Annotated in this window: 15 protein-coding genes; 8 read left to right on the top strand and 7 right to left on the bottom strand. The window is 60.9% G+C overall.

Features of this window, described 5'->3' with window-relative positions; all coding sequences use genetic code 11:
- Positions 1–54 precede the first annotated feature (54 nt).
- The 4 genes from ACVDHI_RS06345 to ACVDHI_RS06360 all read left to right on the top strand — a co-directional run bounded on the left by ACVDHI_RS06345 (position 55) and on the right by ACVDHI_RS06360 (position 5,239).
- Entirely contained in the window at positions 55–936 is an 882-nt protein-coding gene (locus ACVDHI_RS06345; protein ID WP_323878391.1) for an SMP-30/gluconolactonase/LRE family protein, read from the top strand.
- 385 nt (positions 937–1,321) lie between these two features.
- Positions 1,322–2,482, top strand: coding sequence for an MFS transporter (locus ACVDHI_RS06350; protein WP_447211860.1), 1,161 nt, complete (start codon positions 1,322–1,324; stop codon positions 2,480–2,482).
- A 252-nt stretch (positions 2,483–2,734) separates the two neighbouring features.
- The gene (locus tag ACVDHI_RS06355; protein WP_366918287.1) at positions 2,735–3,403 is read left to right on the top strand and encodes an NAD(P)H-dependent oxidoreductase; all 669 of its coding nucleotides are present in this window, start codon (positions 2,735–2,737) and stop codon (positions 3,401–3,403) included.
- 807 nt (positions 3,404–4,210) lie between these two features.
- The gene (locus tag ACVDHI_RS06360) at positions 4,211–5,239 is read left to right on the top strand and encodes an MBL fold metallo-hydrolase (protein ID WP_128345613.1); all 1,029 of its coding nucleotides are present in this window, start codon (positions 4,211–4,213) and stop codon (positions 5,237–5,239) included.
- Between the two features lie 183 nt (positions 5,240–5,422).
- On the opposite strand, the gene yjfF is transcribed toward ACVDHI_RS06360, so the two are convergent.
- From yjfF to ytfQ, 4 genes are all read right to left on the bottom strand, one after another.
- Positions 5,423–6,430 carry a galactofuranose ABC transporter, permease protein YjfF gene (gene yjfF / locus ACVDHI_RS06365; RefSeq protein WP_010674604.1) on the bottom strand — a complete coding sequence of 336 codons (1,008 nt, stop codon included), beginning with the start codon at positions 6,428–6,430 and terminating at the stop codon, positions 5,423–5,425.
- Positions 6,423–7,445, bottom strand: a complete 1,023-nt coding sequence (gene ytfT / locus ACVDHI_RS06370; protein WP_042014766.1) for a galactofuranose ABC transporter, ATP-binding protein YtfT — start codon at positions 7,443–7,445, stop codon at positions 6,423–6,425. Before ytfT ends, yjfF begins: the two co-directional genes overlap by 8 nt.
- Position 7,446: 1 nt before the next feature.
- On the bottom strand, positions 7,447–8,955 hold the full coding sequence (ytfR, locus tag ACVDHI_RS06375; protein WP_039039167.1) for a galactofuranose ABC transporter, ATP-binding protein YtfR: 1,509 nt from the start codon (positions 8,953–8,955) through the stop codon (positions 7,447–7,449).
- Positions 8,956–9,040: 85 nt separating this feature from the next.
- On the bottom strand, positions 9,041–10,000 hold the full coding sequence (gene ytfQ / locus ACVDHI_RS06380) for a galactofuranose ABC transporter, galactofuranose-binding protein YtfQ (RefSeq protein WP_039039073.1): 960 nt from the start codon (positions 9,998–10,000) through the stop codon (positions 9,041–9,043).
- 404 nt (positions 10,001–10,404) lie between these two features.
- Here ytfQ and ACVDHI_RS06385 point away from each other — a divergent pair, with 404 nt between their 5' ends.
- Complete coding sequence (locus ACVDHI_RS06385; RefSeq protein WP_447211861.1) at positions 10,405–13,839, top strand: ImpA family metalloprotease; 3,435 nt, start codon at positions 10,405–10,407, stop codon at positions 13,837–13,839.
- Between the two features lie 99 nt (positions 13,840–13,938).
- On the opposite strand, the gene ACVDHI_RS06390 is transcribed toward ACVDHI_RS06385, so the two are convergent.
- Positions 13,939–14,817, bottom strand: a complete 879-nt coding sequence (locus ACVDHI_RS06390) for a LysR family transcriptional regulator (protein ID WP_319884263.1) — start codon at positions 14,815–14,817, stop codon at positions 13,939–13,941.
- Between the two features lie 161 nt (positions 14,818–14,978).
- Between ACVDHI_RS06390 and fdhD the strand changes: the two genes are divergently transcribed.
- Both fdhD and ACVDHI_RS06400 read left to right on the top strand, forming a co-directional pair.
- Entirely contained in the window at positions 14,979–15,764 is a 786-nt protein-coding gene (gene fdhD, locus ACVDHI_RS06395; RefSeq protein WP_029314473.1) for a formate dehydrogenase accessory sulfurtransferase FdhD, read from the top strand.
- Positions 15,748–18,045, top strand: a complete 2,298-nt coding sequence (locus ACVDHI_RS06400) for an FdhF/YdeP family oxidoreductase (protein ID WP_447211862.1) — start codon at positions 15,748–15,750, stop codon at positions 18,043–18,045. Before fdhD ends, ACVDHI_RS06400 begins: the two co-directional genes overlap by 17 nt.
- Positions 18,046–18,128: 83 nt before the next feature.
- Here the strand turns inward: ACVDHI_RS06400 and ACVDHI_RS06405 are convergent, their stop codons facing one another.
- Together ACVDHI_RS06405 and ACVDHI_RS06410 are read right to left on the bottom strand one after the other, a co-directional pair.
- Complete coding sequence (locus tag ACVDHI_RS06405) at positions 18,129–19,703, bottom strand: sensor domain-containing diguanylate cyclase (RefSeq protein WP_045524796.1); 1,575 nt, start codon at positions 19,701–19,703, stop codon at positions 18,129–18,131.
- 102 nt (positions 19,704–19,805) lie between these two features.
- Positions 19,806–20,723 (bottom strand): LysR family transcriptional regulator, encoded by a 918-nt coding sequence (locus ACVDHI_RS06410; protein ID WP_447211863.1) that lies wholly within the window; start codon positions 20,721–20,723, stop codon positions 19,806–19,808.
- 163 nt (positions 20,724–20,886) lie between these two features.
- Here ACVDHI_RS06410 and ACVDHI_RS06415 point away from each other — a divergent pair, with 163 nt between their 5' ends.
- Positions 20,887–22,320 (top strand): glycoside hydrolase family 1 protein, encoded by a 1,434-nt coding sequence (locus ACVDHI_RS06415; protein ID WP_447211864.1) that lies wholly within the window; start codon positions 20,887–20,889, stop codon positions 22,318–22,320.
- Positions 22,321–22,415 lie beyond the last annotated feature (95 nt).

A 22,415-nucleotide genomic window follows, 5' to 3' on the forward strand; every position in this document is an offset into this window, starting at 1 on the left:
TGCCCCTGGGGTAGACGTTCGCCAATACCTTATGAAAGTGCCAGGAGGATTAACATGTTTTCAATTGCAGTAGATGCCAGGAACACACTGGGAGAGTGCCCCCTTTGGTGTGATAAAACCCGCAGGCTGTTCTGGACGGACATTGAAGGTAGCGAGCTGCTCGCCTTTGAAGGAGATAGTAACGCGGTAACGCGCTGGTCTTTGCCTGAACGCCTCGGCTCATTCGCACTCACCGAAAAGACAGACGTTCTGCTGATGGGATTGGCATCTCGGATCGGTTTCTATGACCTGAATACTCGCAGTTTTACTGAATTGGTTTCCTCTCCGGGGGAGATCGGAACGCGAATAGGTGATGGCCGCTGCGATCGTTCAGGCAATTATGTCTTCGGCACCATGGATGATGGAGACCCGTTACAGAGTATCGGAAAATTCCACAGACTGAATGCCGCGACGCTTGATATAGAGACGTTGCCTCTTCCCGAAGTGGCTATTCCCAATAGCATCTGTTTCAGCCCGGATGGTGGCACCATGTATTACTGCGACTCGATGCAAGGGCGCATTTTCTGCTGTGATTACCCTTCCTTCGAAAATCAACGCGTGTTTACTGAAATAGAAGGAGGTGGGGCACCAGATGGTTCTTGTGTGGATGCGCAGGGCTACTTATGGAATGCAGAATGGGGAGGCAATCGGATTGTGCGCTATTGTCCGGACGGAACAATTGACTGCGTTCTTCCATCCCCTGCTATTCAGAGCACATGCCCAACGCTGGCAGGTGAGGCATTCACAACCCTATACTGCACCAGTGCACGTATTGGTCTTTCCGCGCCATCACGACATGACGGTGCGATATTAAAGGCCAGATCAAACGCCATCTCCGGCTTGCCAGAAAATCGATTTGCCGCATCAGTGGTCTCTGGAGATATGACCTTCATCTGACTGTCACCCATAAGGGGGACCATGGGGCTTTAATCCGAATAACCAAGTGCTCCCCCTCATGGCGACCTCGTATTTCCTCGACTCAACCACTATATAGTCCATCAATCTGTAATAACAATCCGTGGCCATATTAGGGCTGGATGATGGAAGTCCTACCGTACAATATGCTCAAAAATGGTGTATTTGATATCGAATGACAGAGCAGGGTGGCCCTAGAGGAGAGCGGTTTCAATCGCCTCTGGCGACATAACATGTTTAGTGCTTTGGCATAATTTAGAAACATGCTGTCTTGTTTTCTATATCTTGCAATCAACATGCATTTTAAAATATTATTTTTTCAGAGATAACATAGAAAATGTCAAACATAAAAAACAAGTGGCATACCATGGCACTTGTGATGGGAATCCTTTTTATTGCCGTGAACTTGCGCGTTCCTTTCACCGCTATCGCACCGGTTTTACCATTAATCCAAGACAAGTTTGGACTCAGTATCACCGCAGTAGGGTTGCTCAATTCATTACCCTTGCTTGCCTTTGCAGCATTTTCACCGTTGAGCGCCCCTGTTGCTCAGAGATTAGGACTGGAGCGAACCCTATTGGGCGCAATGGTTATTATCTCAGCAGGGATTCTACTCCGTTCCGCAGGAAGTATTTGGGCGTTGTACGTGGGCACGATCCTGATTGGAACAGGGATCGCTCTGGGGAATGTATTGTTGCCTAGCCTGATCAAACGTGATTTTTCTTCAAACATGGCATCTATGACAGGTGCTTATTCCATTACGATGGGGGCGGCAGGTGCTATCGGTTCGGCAATTATCATTCCGCTGACGCAGTTTTGGAGCTGGAATATTGCTTTGGCGCTGATAGTGGTAGCTCCGCTACTTGCGCTTACTTTATGGCTGCCACAGCTTAAAAAACACCATCAACAACAGCTATCAGTTACGAAAAAGACAACAACTGTCGAGGTTTGGAAATCCCCTCTGGCATGGCAGGTCACGTTGTTTATGGGGCTGAATGCAATGCCCTTTTATGTTGCGGTAGGCTGGCTGCCAGCGATTCTGACGGACCATGGTATCTCCTCTGCAACAGCTGGTGCCGTGCACGGAATGCTGCAGCTAACTACGGCTATTCCCGGAATAATACTGGCAGCGATGCTGCGCCGCCTGAAAGACCAGAGGCTATTGGCCGTCGTGGTCAGTCTGCTGACGGCACTGTCTCTGATGGGAATAGCCTATGCGCCCGATTTGGCAATGCTGTGGGCCGCTATTCTGGGGTTTGGCTCAGGTGCGAGCATGATGTTGGGTCTGACCTTCATCGGTTTGCGCACACAAAATGCTGGCGATGCTGCAGCCCTGTCAGGAATGGCGCAGTGTGTCGGCTATTTGATGGCGGCAATGGGACCGCTGCTGCTGGGTCAAGTGCACGATTGGTCCGGTAGTTGGACTGTGCCACTGTTGGTGACTGCTGCGCTCGCTGTGGCTGGCGCTTGTACTGGAATGGCTGCAGGACGCAATGTGCACCTGGAACCCGCATCGTCGCTGAACTGAATCTTGACGTCCGCCAGTAGGAAAAGGAAATACTCCCCTGATGATTGAAAGACGGTTGTCACCATCTCCAGGGATTTGCAGTGCATTTCATGCTGCAGAAAATATCTTGCGAATGGCCACATTCATTTCTCCAGACAGTTTTTAAGATTAGCCTCCCTGCTTTATATTATTAACTGCCGGGGGGTAATAACTGTTACTGATAAGTGCCGAGCATTATCATATGTCGAATTTTTATTAAAAATGCTGGTGAGCATGTTTGAATCGAGATGGGTCCGCCTGGAAAAACTCAAAGATTCTAGTGCGCCCAGCCTCTTGCAATCTGAAAAAGGTAGTGATTTTATGAGTAACATTCTGATTGTTAATGGCGCCAAAAGTTATGGTTTTGCCAAAGGTGAGTTAAACCAACATTATGTCAATGTCGCTTGTGAGATATTAAACCACCTTGGGCACACGGTATCTGTTACCAATGCTGATAGCGATTTTGATCCTCCAAGCGAGATAGCAAAAATTCTCAACAGCGATGTACTGATTTATCAGATGCCGGGATGGTGGATGGGGGAACCATGGACCGTTAAAAAATGGATCGATGATGTGTTTACAGAGGGTCATGGCTCTCTGTATGAAAGTGATGGCCGAACTCGCTCCGATATGTCAAAAAAATATGGCTCAGGCGGTCTTGTTCAGGACAAAAAATACATGCTCTCTCTTACATGGAATGCACCATTAGAGGCATTTAATGATCCTAAACAGTTCTTTGAAGGCCAGGGAGTGGATGGGGTATACCTGCATTTCCATAAGGCAAATCAGTTTTTGGGCATGAAAGCACTACCCACCTTTATCACAAATGATGTGGTAAAAAATCCGGATGTTGAGAATGAAACAAAGCGTTTCATCAATCATCTCACGGCTTTATTTTCTTAAGCTTATTTAGAGTAAAGCCCTAACAGGGCTTTACTTTTCCCTTTTGGCAAAATCAAGATAGGGCGAAACTGCAATTCGGTATCCAAGGGTCAGAGACTTGATAATAGGAGTTGAGTCAATTCGTTTGGATGGACTCTTCTGAATTCATCAACGAGGCACGGTTTCGCCAACGTCCAGAGAACTGTTGGCTTCGGAGACGGAACAGCCTTGGTCGAGCATCTAGGACACGCTTCCTGCTTGAACTTGGCAGTGAATAAACAACATTGTTTTGCCATTGAACACCTCTGATCATGGTGGCGACTGTACCACCTAAATGGTGTCCGGGATGATTAAACCACTACACCTGTGCCCTATGGGCGTTTATCAGGCTTCAGACCGCGTCACTGTCCCCTTGAGATCATGCTTTCCCTCAGTCACCTCCCGTGGCCTCTATGGCCCAGCCATCTTCTGACTTTCAGCACTGCAAGCTCTTGCAGTACGCCATCTGACGCCTCCTTTTGTTGGCGCCGGCAGAGCAGGTGAGGCCATGCGCTTGATGCGACACCATGCCGGGGCCACGCGGCAACGCGAACCCCTCTGGTGGCGGGAGCCCGGGCAGGATATCTTGCCGTTACTGGAGACGCCGGGAACCGGTTTCATACCGTGCGACTCTCCCGTTCTGTTTTATGGATGGTGAGGCCCCGTGCAGGGGCTGCTCTCGACTCACCAGAGACCAGGCTGACAGGCGTGGCATGAATGCAGACCCCGTCAGCCTCTTTTCGCGCCCCTGAGGGGCGCCGTTTTCTGTGGTTGCTCAAAGGAGCCCTGATGATTGGCATGATCGCATCTCTACTCAAACCGGGCCTGCCCGAACACCCGGACTCCTCGCAATATCAGGGGGGCCGGTTCAACAATGCCGTGACACCCCAGGCGCGAAGCCTCTGGGAAGGGGCCAGGCTCTGGTGGGACTTCCTGTTCGCCAAGCCTGAGGGCACGGTGCCGGATCGCGCCATTCCGGTACAGGTCATGACCCGGGAGGGGCTCATCGCGGCGCCGGACAACAGCGTGTGGCGCTTCGGCCACTCCACTCTGCTGCTCAAGTTGCAGGGCACGTTCTGGCTGACGGATCCCGTGTTCAGCGAGCGGGCCTCACCGGTGCAGTGGTTCGGCCCCAAGCGCTGGCATCAGCCGCCCATCACCCTGGAAGCGCTGCCCCCCATCGAGGGGGTGATCCTCTCCCACGATCACTACGACCATCTCGATCACGGGGCAATACTGGCGCTGCAGGAGAAGGTCGGCCACTTCATCACGCCCCTCGGGGTGGGGGCGCGCCTCATGGCCTGGGGAATTGCGAAGGAGAAGATCCGCGAACTGGACTGGTGGCAGCAGACCCGAGTGGGCGGTGTCACCCTGGTAGCGACCCCGGCCCAGCATTTCTCCGGCCGTGGCCTCGGGGACGGCAACCAGACCCTCTGGGCCTCCTGGGTCATTCGCGGCGAGGGGGTCAACCTCTTCTTCAGCGGTGACAGCGGCTACTTCGACGGTTTCAAGGAGATTGGCAGGCGCTACGGTCCGTTCGACGTGACCTTCCTCGAGACCGGGGCCTACGACAAGCGCTGGGAGCTGGTGCACATGCTCCCGGCGCAGACGGCGCAGGCGTTTCACGATCTTGGGGGGAAATGGCTCTATCCGGTGCACAACGGCACCTTCGATCTGGCCATGCACCGCTGGAACGACCCGCTTGAGCAGATTGCCCGACTGGCTGCCGAGCAACAGATCCCCCTGACCACGCCTGTCATGGGGGAGCCTCTGGAGGTGCTGAGCCCCCATGAGGGCAGCCCCTGGTGGCGCGATTGACCTGAGTGCCCTCCAAAGACGGTGTCACCCCTCAAAGGGGCGTGCGGGAGGTTGGGGCCGGGCCCTGTGAGCGCCCCCGCTGCCTCCCCATCCTCTGTGCCGGGCCAGCAATGACCGGGCGGGGAGGGCGCACGGGAGCGCCTTGCCCCCGTTATCTTCTGCCACCGGGGTCTTGCTGATACCTCACTCGGGCTGGGCGGCAACCTGGCGCTTGAAAGGACCTGGCTTGTTGGCCTTGCGGTGCTCCGAGACCAGGATCAGCAGGCGCTGCAGGGCGATGAAGCTGAACAGCAGCAGGCCGATGATGATCTTGGTCCACCAGGAGCTGAGGGTGCCGTCGAAGTTGATGTAGGTCTGGATCAACCCCTGGATCAGCACCCCGAACAGGGAACCGAAGACGGTGCCCACCCCGCCGCTCAGCAGAGTGCCGCCGATCACCACGGCGGCGATGGCATCGAGCTCCACCCCGACGGCGGCGAGCGGATAGCCCGCCGAGGTATAGAGCGCGAACACGATGCCTGCGAGGGTCGCCAGGGTGGTGGAGAGCAGGTAGATGCGAATGGTGGTGTGGCGCACCGAGATCCCCATCAGGGCTGCCGAGGTGGCGTTGCCGCCGATGGCGTAAACGTTGTTGCCAAAGCGGGTGCGGTTGGCGAGCAGGATGCCGAAGACCACCACCGCCAGCATGATGAGGGCCAGCAGGCTCAGGCGACCGCCCCCCGGTATCTTCCACGACAGGCTCGACAGGTAGGTGAAGGTGGGATGATCGATGGGCAGGGACTGCTCGGAGATGAGAAAACTGGCCCCCCGCAGGAAGAACATGCCCGCCAGGGTGATGATGAAGGCGGGGATCTTCAGGGTGTCGATGAGCCAGCCCATGAGGGCGCCAAAGCCTGCTCCGAGCACCAGCACAAGGGGGATGGCCAGCACGGGGCTGACCCCCAGCTTCCCGATGAGGGTTGCCAGCAGCACGCCGGTGAAGGCGATGACGGCCCCCACCGACAGGTCGATGCCCCCCGAGAGGATGACGAAGGTCATGCCCACCGCCACTATTCCCAGAAACGCGTTGTCCGTCAGGATATTGCAGATGATGCGGGTGGACATGAAGGCAGGGAAGGAGGCCAGGCAGAGCAGATAGCCCAGCACGAAGACCATGATGGTCACCATCAGGGGGAGGTTGCGTTTAAACATGGCGAGTCCCTCGCTGGAAGAGGTGGTTGAGGGTCGGTGACTGCATGACCAGCACCGCCAGTACCACCAGGGCTTTGACGATCTGGTTCCACTGGGGCTGGTAGCCGGAGAGCAGGATCCCGGTGTTCACCCCCTGGATGATCAGTATGCCGATCAGGGAGAGGGCGAGGTTGAAGCGCCCCCCCATCAGGGAGGTGCCTCCTATCACCACCGCCAGAATGGCGTCCATCTCGAGCCAGAGCCCGGCGTTGTTGGCATCGGCACCCCGGATGTCGGCGGCGACTATCATGCCGGCGACGGCGGCCATCATGCCGCTCAACAGGTAGGTGGCGATCACCACCATGGGGGTGTTGAGCCCGGCGTTCTTGGCGGCCTTGATGTTGATCCCCACCGCTTCGATGAAGAGGCCGAGGGCGGTGCGCTTGGTCAGCAGCCAGAGCAGCAGCGCCATGCCCAGGGTGATGATGACCGGGGTGGGCAGATAGAAGAGGGAGCCGCTGCCGATCCAGGCGAGGGCGTCGTTGTTGAAGGTGATGATCTGCCCCTCGGTGATGAGCTGGGCGATGCCCCGGCCCGCCACCATGAGGATCAGGGTGGCGACGATGGGCTGGATCTTGAACACCGCCACCAGCAGGCCGTTCCACAGGCCGCACAGAAGGCCCACCCCGATGACGGCGGCGAAGATGACCGGCAGGCTGTGACCGCCGGTGGCCAGGCTGGCCATGGTGGCCCCGCTGATGGCCATGACGGCGCCCACCGACAGGTCGATGCCGCCGGTGGCGATCACCAGCGTCATGCCGAGGGAGAGCAGGGCCACCGGGGCACAGCGGTTGAGGATGTCGATGAGGCTGCCAAACAGCCGCCCATCCTGGATGTGGATGGCGAAGAAGTTGTCGGCGACCAGGGCATTGATGAGCAGCACGCACACCAGGGCGGCGCACTGGGCCGAGCCCGTGGGCCAGGGCCGGCGGGGGCGGCTGGCCCCCTTGGAGAGGGGAAGAGTGGATGACGTCATATCAGGCCTCACATGCAATGGCGTTCATGATGGCAGGGACGCTCAGGGCGTCCGTCGCAAGCTCTGCCACCTGTTTTCTGTCACGAAGGACGATCACCCGATCGGCATAGCCCACCAGCTCCTCGAGCTCGGAGGAGATGACCAGCAGGGCCAGCCCGTTGGCGCAGAGGGATTCGATGAGGCGGATGATCTCGGCGTGGGCCCCCACGTCGATGCCCCGGGTAGGCTCGTCCAGGATCAGGAACTGGGGTTTGGTGAGCAGCCAGCGGGCGAGCAGCACTTTTTGCTGGTTGCCCCCGGAGAGAAACTGGATGGGCTGCTCTGGTCCTGGGGTCTTGATGGCCAACTGCTCGATGAGGCGGGCGGTGATCTCGTCCTGTTCCTTGCGAGACAGGGGATGCAACCAGCCCCGCTGGGCTTGCAGGGCCAGCACCATGTTCTCCCGCACCGAGGCCGAGGCGATGATGCCGGCGCTCTTGCGATCCTCCGGGCAGAAACCAAAGCCGTTGGCGGCCGCCTGGCGTGCAGAGCGGATGGTCACCGGTTTGTCCCGCACCCGGCACTCGCCGCTGTCGCTCGGCACTATGCCGAACATCAGCTCGGCGGTCTCGGTACGACCGGACCCGAGCAGGCCGGCGAGGCCCACTATCTCCCCGGGCATGACGTCGAGACTGAAGGGGGCGATGACTCCCCGCTTGCCATAGTCCCTGAACGACACCATGGGCTGGTTGCTGCGCAGTGTCTTGCCCGCCCGCTTGAGGGCATTGTCGTCCAGCTCGCGTCCCAGCATCATCTTGACCAGCTCCAGTTGTGGCAGTGCCTGGGTGTCGCGGGTGCCGACCAGCTCGCCGTTGCGCAGCACTGTGATGCGATCGCTGATGGCGTAGACCTGATCGAGAAAATGGGTGATGAAGATGAGGCTCACCCCCTGATCCCGCAGGCGTGTCATGAGGGAGAAGAGCATCTGGACTTCGCTGGCATCCAGGCTCGCGGTGGGCTCGTCCAGGATCAGGATCCTGGCGGAGAGTGACACCGCCCGGGCGATGGCCACGATCTGCTGCATGGCGACCGAGTAGTGGTCGAGGGGCAGGGTGACATCCATCTCGAAGCCGTGGCTGGCCATGATGGCGCTGGCCTGCCGGGTCATGGCGCCCCGGTCGATGAAGCCGAAACGGCGTGGCTCGTGGCCGATGAAGAGGTTGTCCGCCACCGACATGTTCGGCAGCAGGTTGACCTCCTGATAGACGGTGCCTATCCCCAGACGCTGGGCATGGGCGGTGTCCGTGGGGGAGATGGGGACGCCATCGAGTTCGATACGGCCGGCGTCTCGCTGATAGACACCGGTGAGGGTCTTGATCAACGTGGACTTGCCGGCCCCGTTCTCGCCGAGCAGCGCCATGATCTCTCCCCGGCGCAGGGAGAAGTCCACCTGATGCAGGGCCCGTACTCCGGGAAACGCCTTGCATATTCCGCGGGCATTCAATACGACATCGTGAGTGTTCTCTGACATGAACATTGGCTCTCCGATATAGCGCGCCATACAAGTTCAATCACTTATATGGCGCGCTATGTGACAGTCTGGCGGGGGAGCGGGATTAATAACCCATGTCTTTTTTCAGCTCGAGCTGCGCCTCGGCACTCCCGGGCTCAAACAGTTTGGACTCCGTCCTGATATGTTTGGGGGGCAGGGTGCCATCTTTCTTATAGGCCAGCAGGGCATCGAAGGCCGGTCCCGCCATATTCGGCGTGAGCTCCACCGAGGCATTGGCTTCGCCTGCGATCATCGCCTTGAAAATATCCGGCACGCCATCGATGGAGATGATCTTGATATCCTTGCCCGGTTTCAGCCCGGCCTCTTTAATGGCCTGGATGGCGCCGATGGCCATGTCATCGTTATGGGCGTAGACGGCGCAAATATTCTTGCCGCTATTTTCCGCCTTGATGAAGCTCTCCATCACCTCCTTGCCCTTGCTGCGGGTGAAGTCGCCGGACTGGGTGCGGATGATCTTGATGGTGGGCACGGCCGAGACGGTGTCGAGGAAGCCCTTCTTGCGATCCAGCGCCACGCTGGCACCCACTGTGCCCTGCAATTCCACCACGTTGCACGGTTTGCCATCCTGCTGCTTGATGAGCCACTGGGCTGCCACTTCCCCTTCGTGGACGCTGTCGGCGGCGACCCCGGTCATGAAGAGACCGTCATCTTTTACCGTGATATTGCGATCCAGCAGGAAGACCGGGATCTCGGCCTCTTTCGCCTCCTGCAGTACCGGCTCCCAGCCAGTTTGTACCACGGGGGCAATAAAGATGGCATCCACCCCCTGGGCAATAAAGGAGCGAATGGCCTTGATCTGGTTCTCCTGCTTCTGCTGGGCATCGGCAATTTTCAGGATGATGCCGCGTTTTTGGGCTTCGCTCTTGGCGACCGATGTTTCTGCAGCTCGCCACCCGGATTCAGAACCAATTTGCGAGAAGCCCACGGTCATCTCTGCAGAATATGCAGTGGCCGAGAGAATAAGGGTGCTGATAATGCTCGCCAGTTTCACTTTTTTATACATATGACACTCCTTTGTGATGCATGGTGAAATAAACCGGAACACGTCAGGTTTTTATTGTACGGGTCAAGGTTATAGGCTCTTAAATTAAACGGCGGGAGGTGGCTCACAGAAAATTTTCGGCAGCATGATGCTTCATACAAACAGCAGACAAGTTCATATATGGCGCGCGGATTATGCTGATTTTTCTGCATATTTATTCCACAAGCCAGAGTGTCTGGCCCTCTATGGAAGGGACTGCCATTCTCTTGCGGGGTCGACTGCCCGGGGGAGTGAAGTGCCGCCAGGCGAGGGAAGGCGATCCCGGCTAATCGGAGCTTAAAATGGGATTCGTTCAGGGTTGAAATTACGCCGCACGCCCCCTACACTGCCCGCCCCAAACAGCCTGGTAGAGAGGAGGATAGAAGATGAGAAGAGTCATTCTCACACCCTTGCTGGCCTTTGCCATGAATGGATGCGGGGGGGGAGAAGGCGGGAAAGACGATGCCATTCCCCCCACGATAACAACCTATTTCGAGGCGTCCACCCAGAGCACCCAGGGTGGGCAGTTGAGCCCGGCCAGCCTGCGCCTGAGCGCCGGTGAGCAGGGCAGTTTCACCGTAGCACCCGACGCCGGCTATGTGTTGGCGCAGATTGCGGGTTGTGAGGGGACGCTGGACGGCCTCACCTATACCACGGGCCCCATGCGCGGCGATTGCCAGATCTCGGCGAGCTTCACTCAGGAGACGGCCCCCGTCTATTTCGAGGCCACCACCCAGAGCAGCCAGGGTGGGCGGCTGAGCCCGGTCAGCCTGCGCCTGAGCGCCGGTGAGCGGGGGCGTTTCACCGTCGCGCCCGACGCCGGCTTCGTGCTGGAGCGCATAGAGGGCTGTGACGGCACCCTGCAGGGGCACGACTACATCACGGGCCCCATGGGCGCCGATTGCCAGGTGTCGGCGCGCTTTATCAAGCATGCCGCCCATGCCATTGCCCGTGAGGATCACGCCCTCGCCAGCGACGTTGAGCTCATCGCCCATGCCCGTGGCGCCATCGCCGACAGCGAGGCGCGTCGCACCGAGCTGGTTCGCACCCTCTATCAGGGGCTGGGGGCCATCAGCTGGAACCCGAGCCACGACTCCATCACCTTCTCCAGCTTCCAGCCCGAAAACACCCTGACCCTGCTTCCCTCCAACATCAATGGCAAGGGGGAGAGCGAGATCCGCGGCCTGGTGATGGTCTCCGAGCAGGATGAGTATCGCCGGGCAGCCATGGGGGCGAACCTGTTTGCGGTGGATCGCACCCCCCAGAGCGAGGCGCTGCTCAAGGGGCTGATCGGCTGGCTGACCCGGGGGAGGGACAGTGATGACGATGGCCTTCGCATCCTGACCGCCCAGGTGCCGAGTCGCGCCGACAGCTGGTATTTCCCCCATAACGAGGGGATCCGGGACTGGCTCAAGGCCATGTATCCTGACGCCCACAGCATCAACCAGGCCGATGAGTGCGATTATCAGGCCCTCGACGCCTGCATCGACCGCATGGCGCCGGATCTCATCGTGATAAGCGACCTCGATCGCCAGGGGCTGGGATACCAGGGCATAGCCCAGGCCATCGCCAAGGCGAAGGCCGCCGGGATCCCGTTGCTGCTCTCCAACTACCGGCGAGAGGCGAGCCCCCTGCTGGCGCCCCTCTATCTGGAGATGGGGCTGGTGACCTGGGGCAACTACTGGTCGAAGCTCAAGGTCAGCAATCTGGCGGCGAGCACCATCATGGCGCCAGATCCCCAGCTGATGGCGGTCGATACGCTGCTGAGCAACCTCAAGGAGGGGTATTTCAGCACCCAATGGCTGGATGCCTGCAGCGGCAACTTCCTCAACTGCGGCGGCGTCGATGAGTTCAATGTGCAGTTCAAGAATGGCGCCGACTGGCTCAGGAATGCCGTCATCACCCTGGACAAGGCGGGGATCAGCCCCTTCTCCCGCGGCGGCCTGGCGCTGTTGCCGGCCAGCCTGCTGCTGGCCGACAAATACCGCGTCGCCATCGATTACCCCATCGCCTGGGACGAGCATCAGGCCTGGCAGCGGGCGATGTTTGCCGACTGGCTGGTGAGCTATGCCCGTGTTCGCAACCCGGCCCAGCCCGATCTGGGGGAGTACGTCGTCGATCGTAGCCAGGTGTTCAAGGGAGATCAGGCCCATTACGCCTATCCCGCCGTCATCAGCGACAGCCGCCGCATCTCGGTGCCCTATTCCGGGCAGTGGACCTCGACGGGCTGGTATGCCCTGCCGGGGCAGCGTATCACCCTGAGTCGCACGGATACTGAGGATGTTTCCGCTACCGTTCGGCTCAATTACCACAGACCCAACACCAACCGGGCCTATGAACAGAAGGTCTATCGGGCGCCGCTGGAGCTGGCCAGCGGGCGGCTTCCCCTGAACAAGGGCGGCAGCGTCAGCTTCACCTCGCCCTATGGGGGCCCTGTCTATCTCCACCTGGAGGGGGGAGCCGGGGCGCTGCAAGTGGAGGTGACCGCCACCGGCGTGACCCGCCATCCGGCCATCCTGGACTTCAGTGACGAGCAGCAGATCCGGGACTTCAACGAGCGGCTGGAGCAGACCGAGCTGCCCCATGTCGATCTCAGGGCCGATGGCGCCGAGCAGCATCTGCGCCGGGATCGCTTCACCGGGGCCATCGGGGGGGCCATTGCCGACACCGATGCCCTGCTGGAGAGCATCTCCCGGGATCATATCAACAGCGTCTATACCCTGGCGGGCTTCAAGATCCAGGGCAAGCGCCTGGAGGAGTCGCTGCCAGGCGAGGTCCGGCGCGCCTGTGTCGCGCTGCTGGGGGAGCTGTGTCTCGATGAGTCACTGCATACCCGCACCATCATCCAGCATGCCAACTACGACCAGAATGCCCATTGCGGGGTCGGCTGCAGCGGCAACCCCTGGGACTCTTCCGGCAGCATCAGCCCGACCGGTTGGCTGGACAATCACGAGCTGGGGCACAATCTGCAAACCCAGCGCCTGAATGTGCACTATGCCGCCGCCAGCGATACGGACAACTGGCGCGGCTATGGCAGCCGCGCCGGGGAGAACTCCAACAACATCTTCCCCTATGTGGTGAAGTGGCAGGCCCACTATCTGCGCGATGGCAACAGCGCGCCCATCAAAGATGGTCACATGAATCACAAGGATCTGTTCTATGCCTTCATGTCCGACGCGGCCGGGGTGACGGACAAGAGCGGCAACCGGGTGGTGCTGGGGGCCAACTGCAAGGTGCTGGATGCGGGGGAGAGTCGCTACGAGGCGCCCTGGCGGAGCAATGCCTATGCGGTGAACAATGGTTATCGCATGGCGTTTTATATCCAGATGGCGCTGCGTGCCCACGGTATGAGGCTGGCGGACGGCACCCGCCTGAGCAACGGCTTCAATATCTTCACCCTGCTCTACCAGCATTCACGGATCTTCGGCGCCGTTGCCGACAACGAGAACGACTGGAATGCCAACAGGGACAGGCTCGGCTTTGGCCTCTTCCCCTTCCAGGGGCATGGGGTCTATGGCGGCAAACAGGTGCGAGACATACCGGGCAACGACTTCATGCTGGTCGCCCTCGGCAGGCTCACCGGCCTGGACTGGCGCAGCCACTTCGATCTGCTGGGTCTGCGCTACTCGACGCTCGCCGCCGCTCAGGTGGAGGCGAACCGGCCCTCGGGCGCCTTGCCCATGGGGATGTACGTGCTGGAGGACGATCTCCCGCCCGTCAACATGAGCGAGGGGCTGACATTCCTGCCCCTCTCCGAGACGGATGGCAGCACCCTCTGGCCTCGCGACCAGGGATCGCCGGCCAGCTGTCCTGTTCCCTAATAAAGAAAAAACGCCCTCAGGGGCGTTTTTTCTTGGTCAGCGCAGGCCAGCCGGAGAAGGGCGGTACTCGCGCTGAGCCTCGTAGCCCTGCGGGGAGATTCACGCCTTCAGCAGACCGAGAAACGCCTTCATGGCGGGGGTGACACTGTGTTTTCGGGTGATGAAGGCGATGGTGCCTGCGCTCGCATCGCTCAAGGGATGGCAGGGCAGTTTGAAGAGCTGCTGGGCGGTGGCGGCGATGCCGGCGCTGACCACGGCGCAGCCCAGGCCGTGGCTCACCCCGTTGACCAGATGGAACAGGGAGTCGGTCTCCAGCACCACCCGCAGGCTGATCTGCTGGCGGGCGGCGGCCTCGTCCAGGTAGCGGCGAAACTGCATGGTGGTGCTTGGCAGGATCAGAGGGAGATCTTGCAGGTCCGCCAGGGTCAGCGGCCCGGTCGGGGCGCAGTGGGCAGGCAGGGGGCCCAGCAGGGCCATGGGGTTGGGGTGGCGAAGCTGGACGTCGAGGGCCCGGCGCTGATGCTCGGTGAGCAACTCGTCAAAGCCGAGCCCGATGTCGATGCGATGCAGATCCAGCTGCTCCATCAGGGTGGCATGGGTCATCACGCAGAGGTGCAGGCCCACCTTGGGGTAGGCGTCATTGAACCCCTTGAGCAGCGGCATGATGTCGATGCTCGACTGGGGCACGACGCCGATGCGCAGCGCACCCGACAGCCCGCCCCGAAAGAGGCTGAGCTCCTGGCGCATGGCATCCTGTTCCTGAAGCATCCGCTCGGCGTGGTGCAGCACCACTTCCCCCGCCTGGGTCAGGGCCACGAACTGGCTGTTGCGCACCACCAGTTCGGTGCCAAGTGACTTCTCCAGAGCGGTGATGCTGGCCGACAGGGTCGGCTGGGTGATGAAGCAAGCCTTGGCCGCCTTGGCGAAGTGACGGTGCTGGGCCAGCTCGTAGAAATAGTGCAACTGCTTGATATTCATCGTGGTAATGGCAGCAGGCAAAGGCAATGAGCGACAAATTTAATCAATCGACATCCCGATGGCAATAGAAGTTATCTATTGGTGAATAGATTTGTTTCATTGGTTTTGGCGCGGCGGCTTATCTAAACTTGAGGCCCGAATACAGCTTATAAGCGTCTCGCATGATCCCTTTCAATTCACGGTTGCCCAGTCTGGATGAGCTGGTGGAGGAGGTGGCCGTGTCCGTCAACATCAACGGCATCAACCATGCCGTCATGATGGCCACCCCGGACGATCTCGACGATTTCGCCATCGGTTTTCTGTTTGGCGAGGGGATCATCGGGGGCAACCATGATGTGCACGATATCCAGAGCACCCCGTCCGAGCACGGCATCGTGCTCGATGTCACCATCGCCAACCGCTGTCTGGCAATGCTTGGCCAGCGCAAGCGCCGCCTGGCCGGTGCCAGCGGCTGTGGCATCTGCGGCGTGGAGGCCATCGAACATGCGTTGCCCGTGCTCACCCCGCTGACCCCGGGCGCCCCCTTCGACACCGCCTCTTTGCAGGATCTGCGGGAGCGCATCGTCCCCTGGCAGAGCAAGGCCCGCCAGAGCGGCGCCCTTCATGCCGCCCTGGCGCTGGATGATCGCGGCGAGATCCTGGCCTGCCGGGAGGACATAGGGCGGCACAACGCCCTGGACAAGCTCATCGGCATGCAGCTGCGCCAGCCGGTGCAGGCCGCCACCCTGGTGATCACCAGTCGCTGCGGCAGCGAACTCATTCACAAGGCGGTGCAATTTGGTGCCGCTCACCTCATCAGCCTTGCTTCCCCCAGCCAGCTCGCGGTGCGACTGGCCCTGAAGTACAACCTGACCCTGATCCATGTGCCCCGATCCGATGCCCCGGTCTGCTATGCCAGCCCCCGCGCCCAGGATCACGTTGGAGATTCCCATGTCCAGTCATATTGAGAAACCGGCCAAGGCCGGCGGCTTTTCCTCCCTGCAGTCCACCTTCAAGCAGGTGCTGCGCAGCCAGAAGACCCGCCAGAACATCAAGAACCTGCTGCGGGTCAACCAGACCGACGGCTTTGACTGTCCCGGCTGCGCCTGGGGTGACAACAAGCAGGGGGCCTTCCAGTTTTGCGAGAACGGCGCCAAGGCGGTGGCCTGGGAATCCACCGGCAAGACGGTGGGGACTGATTTCTTCGCCGAGCATTCGGTGCGTCGCCTCGCCACCCAGAGCGACTACTGGCTCGAATACCAGGGGCGACTGACCGAGCCCCTGCGCTACAACCCGGCCACCGATCACTACGAGCCGGTTAGCTGGGATCAGGCGTTTGCCCTCATCGCCGACAAACTCAAGAGCCTGGCCAGCCCCGACGAGGTGGAGTTCTACACCTCGGGACGCGCCAGCAACGAAGCCTCCTACCTCTATCAGCTGTTTGGCCGCCTCTATGGCACCAACAACTTCCCCGACTGCTCCAACATGTGCCACGAGGCGAGCGGGGTGGGGCTCATCCAGTCCGTCGGGGTGGGCAAGGGCACCGTGGTGCTCGATGATTTCGACGCCGCCAAAGCCATCTTCGTCTTTGGCCAGAACCCGGGTACCAACCACCCGCGCATGATGAACGCCCTGCGCAAGGCGGCGCGCCAGGGGTGCCAGATCGTCACCTTCAACAACCTCAAAGAGGTGGCCCTCGAGCGCTTCGCGAGCCCCCAGAGCCCGGCGGAGCTACTGACCCCGGCGGCCACCACCATCAGCCACCAGTACCTCACGCCAAAACTTGGCGGTGACATGGCAGCCATCCGCGGCATGGCGAAATACATCCTGGAAGAGGAGGGTGGGCGCATCGATCTCGCCTTCATCGAGCAGCACACCGCGCACTTTGACGACTACCTGGCCCAGGTGAAGGCCACGGAGTGGACGCAGATCGAGGCGCAATCCGGCCTCGGTCGGGAGGCGATCACACGGGCGGCGCAGATCTTCGCAAGCAGCGAGAGCGTGATCAGCTGCTGGGCCATGGGGATCACCCAGCACAAACATTCGGTCGACACCATTCGCGAAATCGTCAACCTGCACCTGATGTGCGGCCAGATTGGCAAGCCGGGGGCCGGACTCTGTCCGGTGCGCGGTCACAGCAACGTGCAGGGCAACCGCACCATGGGGATCAACGAGAAACCCAATGCCGCCTTCCTTGATCGCCTGGAGCGCCGCTTCCCGGTGGGCTTCAAGCGCACGCCGGGGCACAACGTCTACGAGGCCCTCAAAGCCCTTCATGGCGGCAAGAGCAAGGTGCTCATCTGCCTTGGGGGCAACCTGGCAGCCGCCGCGCCGGATACCGAGTTCACCTATGAAGCGATGCGAAGGAGCGAGCTCAACGTGCAGATCAGCACCAAGCTCAACCGCAGCCACCTCATGGTGTCAAAAGATGCCCTGATCCTCCCCTGCCTGGGCCGTACCGAGCTCGATCAGCAGCGCTCCGGGGTGCAGAAGATCACCGTGGAGGACACCTTCAGCATGGTGCACGCCTCCACCGGGATGAACGAGCCGGTCTCGCCGCTCTGTCTCTCCGAGATAGACATCGTGGCCCGCATGGCCGAGGCAACGCTTGGCAGCGATAGGGTGGACTGGCTGGCGCTGCGGGATGACTACGGGCTGCTGCGGGATCTCATCGAGGAGACCATCGCGGACTTTGGCGACTTCAACCGCCGCATCGAGGAGCCCTGCGGTTTCCATCTGGAGAACAGCGCCGCCCTGCTGCGCTGGAACACCGCGAGCGGGCGCGCCGAATTCAGGGCGAGCCGTTTGCCGGACTCCATCCTGCCCGAGTGCACCAGCCACGCAGAGCAGATGGTGGACCAGCCCGTGCTGCTGCTTCAGAGCCTGCGCTCCCACGATCAGTACAACACCACCATCTATGGCATGGATGACCGCTATCGCGGCATCAAGGGGCGACGCAACGTGGTCTTCATGAACGAGGAGGATGCCAGGAGGCTGGGGCTCGCCGAGGAGCAGCGGGTGGACATGAGTGCGGTTTGCAACGATGGGCGCGAGCGGGTGGTGCGGGGCTTTAGCGTCATCTTCTACGAGATCCCGAAAGGCAACATCGCCGCCTACTACCCCGAGACCAACCCCCTGGTGGCCATCGAGAGCATAGGGGAGGGCTCTTTCACCCCCACCTCCAAATCGGTGCCCGTACTGGTGACCCCGAGCACTGCTTTGGTCGAGAGCCTGGCCGTCACGCTCTGATCCCCTGACATGGATACCGTCCGACCCCTGCCATGGCAGGGGTTTTTTTATTGCCGAACGGTGTCCGGCAAAGCCTGGGCCGATCAGCCCAGGGCCACCACCACGCAGTTTCGGCCCTGGCTCTTGGCATCATAAAGCGCCTTGTCCGCCTCCTTGAGCACGGCGGCGATGCTGGTGGCATCCGCTCCCCAGTGGGCGACGCCGAGGGAGATGGTGATGTGGCCAGCTACCTCCATGTCGTGGCTCGCCACCCGGGTACGCAGGCGCTCGGCGATCTTCTGCGCCTGTGCAAGGGAGACCCCGGGCAGCAGCAGCAGGAACTCTTCGCCGCCGCTTCGACACAAGGCGGCATCGGAACGCAGATCCTGCTGCATCAGGGTGGCGAGGGAGACGATGACGGCATCCCCCACGTCGTGACCAAAGCGGTCGTTGATGGCCTTGAAGTGATCGATGTCCAGGGCAATCACCGTCAGGGGCTGACGCTCGACCTCGTACTCGTCCAGCATCTGCTGCATGGCCCGGCGGTTGAACAGGCCCGTCATGGGATCGGTGTGGCTGTCGGTGTGCAGTTTGTCGATCTTGGTGTTGAGCAGCCCCAGCCCCTTGAGGATGGCCTGCTTCAACTGGGCTGCTTCGAAATACCAGGCACGGATCCCCGAGATGCTGGTGGCGGCCCCCTGCTGATCCATGAGCCCGGCCCGGTTGGCCAGTTGCCGCAAGGGCCTGGCGATGATGGTGGCCGAGAGCCAGATGACGAAGAGAATGAAGAGGGTGACCGGGATCATCCCCTTGAGGATCTCCAGCATCTGTTCATCCAGACCGGCTAGGGTGGCGCTGCGGGGGCGCTGGGCCACCACCCCCCAGCCTGCGTCCGCCACCGGGGCAAAGCCTGCCAGCATCTCGCTGCCCCGGGAGTTGAGCACGCTTTGCGCGCCATCCTGCCCCTTGAGCACCGCATCCACCACCCGGTTCTTGCCAATCCTCTGGCCGATGCGCTCCGGGTTCGGGTGGTAGATGAGGGTGCGCTGGCGGTCCACCACATAAAGATAAGAACCATCCTGGTAGTAGTGCTGCCCCAGCAGGCTGGAGAGCACGCTGGCGGACTCCAGATAGATGGTGCCGGCGACATAGCCGAGGTAGCGCTTGTCTGCCGAGAAGATGGGGTGGGAGAGGCTGATGAGGTAGTTGCCAGTGAGGGAGACCAGAGGATCCGCGATGAGGGGCTGCTGGCTTGCCAGGGTCCGGCTCGCATTGGCCGAGGTGAGCTTGACCCCTTTCACATGCAATGCCTCGGGAGAGACGGCGACGATGACGGAGTCGGTGTTCACGATGGCCACCGAGTTGAAGGTGTTGGTCTGCTGGCGCAACTGGCCCGCCACCTCCTCGAGTCCATGGAGGTCGTTGCCCTGCAGCAAGGGGGCGAGCCGGGCCGCGCCATAGGCCAGCTGTCCCTGGGCCGAGCGCAGCATGGTCTCGGTGGAGGCGGCGAGCTTGGTGGCATAGACCCGGTTTGCTTCCAGGGTGCTGTCGATGAGCAGTTGTCTTTGTGCCTGATAGATGGCGTAAAAGCTGTTGCCAAAGGTAGCCAGCACGCCAATGACGGCCAGCGCAAGGATGAGGCGATGCAGATCAAACCTCAGCAGCCAGTGAGAGTGCATGAACGAAACGGATCCTTGTCTTGGCGTCGGGGCAGTGCGGCAATTTTAAGGGGGGTGTCCGCCCAATGCCATCGTTAATGTGGTTCTCGAATGGTTCCCTTTTTATGGAGTGTCCCGGGCGGCAGCCCCGTCCCCTGTCGTCATGAGGCCGGTGAGGGCGGGATCCGCCAGCTCCGCCACCGTCTGCCAGAAGGGGGCGACGAGGGGATTGTCGTTGCCCGGCGGGCGAATGATCCCGATGATCCAGCTCGCGTCGGCCTCCCCGAGGGGTAGGGTCAGCACATCGGGATGCTCAATGGTGGTGGAAGAGGGGACCAGGGTCCAGGCGATGCCGGCCGCCGCGGTGGCGATGCCGGCGGCGAAGTCGTTCACGTACTGGATGTCCTGAAAGCGCAGGCCGCTCTGGGCCAGATAGTGCACGAACTGATCGTAAAAAGAGGGGGCCTTGTCCCGGCGCAGGATGGCGAGCGGCTTCTCCTGTAGATCGGCGAGCCCCGCCACCCCCTGATAGCCTGCGGGCAGCACGGCGACGAAATGGGCGCGCACCACGGGCAGCACCGGCCAGCCCTTGGGGGCGGGCAGGCGGCAGAAGCCGAGATCCAGCCGGCCCTCCGCCAGCGCCAGCAACTGGTGATGGGTGGAGAGATCGTTGAGCTCGATGGCGACCCCGGGGCGGCTGGCCCGAAAACGGGCGATGGCGGCGGGCACCAGCAGCTTGGTGGCGACCCCGAAGCCGATGCGCAGGGTACCCGCGTGGCCCGCCAGCACGTCGCGGGCGCTGCGGGCGAGCTGTTCGCTCTGGGCCACCAGGGTGCAGGCGTCGGCGTAGAGGGCGCGCCCGAGCACCGTCAGCCGGGTGCTGCCGGCGTTGCGCTCGAACAGCTCGCCGCCAAGGTCCGCCTCCAGCCGGCGGATCTGCTTGCTCAGGGCCGACTGGGTGACGTGCTGGCGCGCCGCCGCCTGACCAAAGTGCAATACCTCCCCCAGGGTGACGAAGGCTTTCAGGTCTCTCAACTCCATGGTGCCTCGGTTGATTCCAAATAGGAATGATAGGTGGCCATATTTGTCATTGGACGGAATTCTAGAAGTGTTGGATGCTGGTGCCAACTCATTTCGGACCCCTGTACGGGGTCGACGTATCACGGGATGGCCCCCGCCATCCGCGCAGAAGGAGCAACACCAGATGCATCATCACAAGTTCAACGACTTCCCGAACGGTTTCCTCTGGGGCGCCGCCTCCGCCGCCTATCAGGTGGAAGGAGCCTGGAACGAGGAGGGCAAGGGCCCCTCGGTATGGGACAGCTTCACCAAGCTACCGGGCAAGACCTTTGAAGGGAGCAACGGAGACGTGGCGGTGGATCACTACCACAGGGTGGAAGAGGACGTGGCGCTGATGGCCGAGATGGGGCTCAAGGCCTATCGCTTCTCGGTGAGCTGGCCGCGCATCTACCCGACGGGGCGTGGCGAGGTGAACGAGGCGGGGCTCGCCTTCTATGACAGGCTCATCGACGCCCTGCTGGCCCACGGCATCGAGCCGGTGCTGACCCTCTATCATTGGGATCTCCCCCAGGCCCTGCAGGATGAGTACGGCGGCTGGGAAGACAGGCGGATCATCGACGACTTCGAGCGCTATTGCGTGACTCTCTATCAGCGCTTCGCCGGCAAGGTGAAGTACTGGGTGTCGCTCAACGAGCAGAACTACAACCTGACCAACGCCTACCAGCTTGGCACCCATCCTCCCGCCGTGCAGGACAGGAAGCGTTTCTTCGCCGCCAACCACATCGCGTTTCTCGCCAATGCCCGGGTCATCAAGGCGTTTCGCCAGCACGTGCCAAACGGCCTGATCGGGCCGAGCTTTGCGTACTCCCCCGCCTATCCGGCCTCCTGCGCCCCGAGCGACATGCTGGCGTTCGAGAATGCCGAGGAGTTCACCAACCTCTGGTGGCTGGATGCCTACTGCTTCGGCCGTTACCCCCAGGCGGCGCTCGCCTATCTGCGGGAGACCGGCGAGGCGCCGGAGATCCTGCCGGGCGATCTCGAGCTCTTGCGCGAAGGCACCCCCGACTACATCGGGGTCAACTACTACTACACCCTGACCTTCACCGACAACCCCCTCGGCGGCCAGACGATGCAGCGCATCAACACCACGGGCAAGAAGGGCACTACGCCCTCCAGCGGCATTCCCGGCCTCTACAAGACGGCCCCCAATCCGCACCTTGAGACCAGCAACTGGGACTGGGCCATCGATCCCACCGGGATGCGCATCGCCCTGCGTCGGCTCTCCTCCCGCTACGCCCTGCCGCTGATGATCACCGAGAACGGCCTGGGGGAGTTCGACAAGCTGGAAGCCGGGGACAGGGTGAACGACGACTACCGTATCGCCTATCTGCACAGCCACCTCAAGGCGTGCCGGGAGGCGATGCAGGACGGGGTCGAGCTGATTGGATATTGCGCCTGGTCCTTCACCGACATCCTGAGCTGGCTCAACGGCTACCAGAAGCGCTACGGCTTTGTCTACGTGGACAGGGACGAGCAGGGAGGGTCTCTTCGTCGCATCAAGAAAGAGAGCTTCCACTGGTACAGCCAGGTCATTGCAAGCGGTGGCAAGACCCTGTAACGGGCCCGGTGCGCCGCACCTCGTCTGCCCAATGCCGGAAGGCCCCCTCATCGGAGGGGGCCTTCCTTGTTTGTGCAGCTGACAACCATGACCGC

The organism is Aeromonas sp. 25-248, assembly GCF_053005425.1.

Excerpts from the sequence above, each read along its gene's own strand:
- ACVDHI_RS06345 (WP_323878391.1), top strand. The coding sequence starts at position 55 with ATGTTTTCAATTGCAGTAGATGCCAGGAACACACTGGGAGAGTGCCCC.
- ACVDHI_RS06350 (WP_447211860.1), top strand. The coding sequence starts at position 1,322 with ATGGCACTTGTGATGGGAATCCTTTTTATTGCCGTGAACTTGCGCGTT.
- ACVDHI_RS06355 (WP_366918287.1), top strand. The coding sequence starts at position 2,735 with ATGTTTGAATCGAGATGGGTCCGCCTGGAAAAACTCAAAGATTCTAGT.
- ACVDHI_RS06360 (WP_128345613.1), top strand. The coding sequence starts at position 4,211 with ATGATTGGCATGATCGCATCTCTACTCAAACCGGGCCTGCCCGAACAC.
- yjfF (WP_010674604.1), bottom strand. The coding sequence starts at position 6,430 with ATGTTTAAACGCAACCTCCCCCTGATGGTGACCATCATGGTCTTCGTG.
- ytfT (WP_042014766.1), bottom strand. The coding sequence starts at position 7,445 with ATGACGTCATCCACTCTTCCCCTCTCCAAGGGGGCCAGCCGCCCCCGC.
- ytfR (WP_039039167.1), bottom strand. The coding sequence starts at position 8,955 with ATGTCAGAGAACACTCACGATGTCGTATTGAATGCCCGCGGAATATGC.
- ytfQ (WP_039039073.1), bottom strand. The coding sequence starts at position 10,000 with ATGTATAAAAAAGTGAAACTGGCGAGCATTATCAGCACCCTTATTCTC.
- ACVDHI_RS06385 (WP_447211861.1), top strand. The coding sequence starts at position 10,405 with ATGAGAAGAGTCATTCTCACACCCTTGCTGGCCTTTGCCATGAATGGA.
- ACVDHI_RS06390 (WP_319884263.1), bottom strand. The coding sequence starts at position 14,817 with ATGAATATCAAGCAGTTGCACTATTTCTACGAGCTGGCCCAGCACCGT.
- fdhD (WP_029314473.1), top strand. The coding sequence starts at position 14,979 with ATGATCCCTTTCAATTCACGGTTGCCCAGTCTGGATGAGCTGGTGGAG.
- ACVDHI_RS06400 (WP_447211862.1), top strand. The coding sequence starts at position 15,748 with ATGTCCAGTCATATTGAGAAACCGGCCAAGGCCGGCGGCTTTTCCTCC.
- ACVDHI_RS06405 (WP_045524796.1), bottom strand. The coding sequence starts at position 19,703 with ATGCACTCTCACTGGCTGCTGAGGTTTGATCTGCATCGCCTCATCCTT.
- ACVDHI_RS06410 (WP_447211863.1), bottom strand. The coding sequence starts at position 20,723 with ATGGAGTTGAGAGACCTGAAAGCCTTCGTCACCCTGGGGGAGGTATTG.
- ACVDHI_RS06415 (WP_447211864.1), top strand. The coding sequence starts at position 20,887 with ATGCATCATCACAAGTTCAACGACTTCCCGAACGGTTTCCTCTGGGGC.